The organism is Acinetobacter sp. YH12070 (genome assembly GCF_013419625.1).
Lineage (GTDB): Bacteria > Pseudomonadota > Gammaproteobacteria > Pseudomonadales > Moraxellaceae > Acinetobacter > Acinetobacter amyesii.
In genome coordinates, this window is the sequence record NZ_VOZT01000131.1 from 1 (window position 1) to 1,795 (window position 1,795).

The following is a 1,795-nucleotide window of genomic DNA, read 5'->3' on the forward strand; positions in this document are numbered from 1 at the left end:
TGTTCAAATGGCTATTCTACGTTTGATTGGTTTTGGAAAAAAAGAAGAATTTAAGAAAGTGCTAGCAATTTTAAGAAAGAAAAAGCCTGATAGGACAAGGATCCTATGAAATTTGTCGTGTACAGAGATTCAAAAGTTAACACCTTAATTGTATTAGAGCTTTTCCCTATTTAAGAATGCTTTTTTTAATTTTTTGACATAAAAAAAAGCGACTCAAAAGAGCCGCTTTTTTCTAACCGAAGTTAAACTCAAATTATTGAGCTTGACCAGGTTGAGCCACTACAGTACGGCTACCAGAAATCGTAGCGAATACGCGACGGTTCATAGCACGGCCTTCTTTAGTGTTGTTGTCAGCGATCGGTTGATCCCACGCGAAACCTTGAGTAGATAAACGAGCTGGGTCAACGTTGTATTCGTTAACAAGTGAAGATTTAACAGAGTTAGCACGGGCTAGTGATAAACGTTCGTTTAGAGCACGTGGACCAGTGTTATCTGTGTGACCTTCGATGTTAGCTGTAGCATTAGGGTATTCGCCTAATTTTTCAGCTACTTTAGCAATTTCAGGTTTGTATTGATCTTTGATGTTTGATTTGTTTGTATCAAAGAACACACGAAGTTCCATGTTAAGATCTTCAGTCAACTCTTGAGGAGCTGGAGCAACTGGAGCAACTGGAGTTACAGGAGCAACTTCAACTACAGGAGCAGCAGGTTTCAAGTGACCGCCAAGAACTACGTTAAGACCAGCTAAAGCTGTGTAGTTCCAGAAATCTTCATCGATGTTGTAAGTAGCACGAGCTTCAGTACGTAGAGATAAAGCATCGTTTAAGCGCCAGAAAGCACCTAAACCAGCATTACCCAAAGTACCTTCTTCAGTAGTACCACGAGCTTGTGCAGATGGAGCTAAACCACGAGCAGCAGCTTCGTCAAATTTGTATTTGTAGTGACCAGCACCCAACAATACATATGGCTTAACTTTGCTGTCATAGTTTTTAGTGATCAAATCAGAAGTAGCATAGAAGTTACCATTGATTTGAGTTTGTTTGTATTCGCCGAAATCAACGTCTACATCACCTTTAACTTGGTTATATTCAGCTTCGAAACCTAACCATGGAGTTAATTCAACACCAAGTGCTGCACCAACAAACAAGTCATCTTGTAGCTCAGGACTTTCAGTTAAGTTACCACGGCTGTTGTTGTGTTGAGAATCTTGGAAAGTGTAACCAAGCATTAATGGAGTAACAGTTACGCCTGCGTTTGCAGCTGCTAAAGGAGCAGCTACGAGCATTGCTAATGCAATACGACTCATTTTCATGGATTTATCCTCCAGAGATAACAATTGTTGTTAAAGCTCAAGCCGAAAAATTGGCTATCCTGAGATAGGCTTTCTTATACCCCAGTTTTTTTTTTAAGCTATTCACACTGAATCATACAAACACTTTTTTCTTTTTCCAAGTGCTTGATTAATCTAATCAAGTAAATTATTGACAAAATTACTTACAATTTCCGTTGTAATTCGGTAAATTTTTACTCAATTTTGAGCAGTGAATCGCCTATTGTCACTTGCTATTTTCATTTTAACAGCTTTATCTAAAATTGAGTAATAAAATTCTATACTCAAAATTAATATCGCCATTAAAAACACATATAACACTAAACATATAAAAATAATCTTTGTACACGACAAAAAAAGATAACTCATTGAAATAATGGCATAATACTTGTTTTCTGACGACGAATATGATGACACATTTCAATGAGTTACATCTCATCTTAAACAAATATCTAAAGTGGAACA

The 1,795-nt window shown here is 37.1% G+C and carries 1 protein-coding gene; it reads right to left on the reverse strand.

Translation table 11 applies throughout. The features are described 5' to 3' along the window. Positions 1-253: 253 nt before the first annotated feature. Positions 254-1,312 (reverse strand): outer membrane protein Omp38, encoded by a 1,059-nt coding sequence (omp38, locus tag FTU17_RS17280; protein ID WP_180077451.1) that lies wholly within the window; start codon positions 1,310-1,312, stop codon positions 254-256. Positions 1,313-1,795 lie beyond the last annotated feature (483 nt).

Bases quoted from the DNA above. Each gene is read 5' to 3' on its own strand.
- omp38 (WP_180077451.1), bottom strand. From the start codon at position 1,312: ATGAAAATGAGTCGTATTGCATTAGCAATGCTCGTAGCTGCTCCTTTA.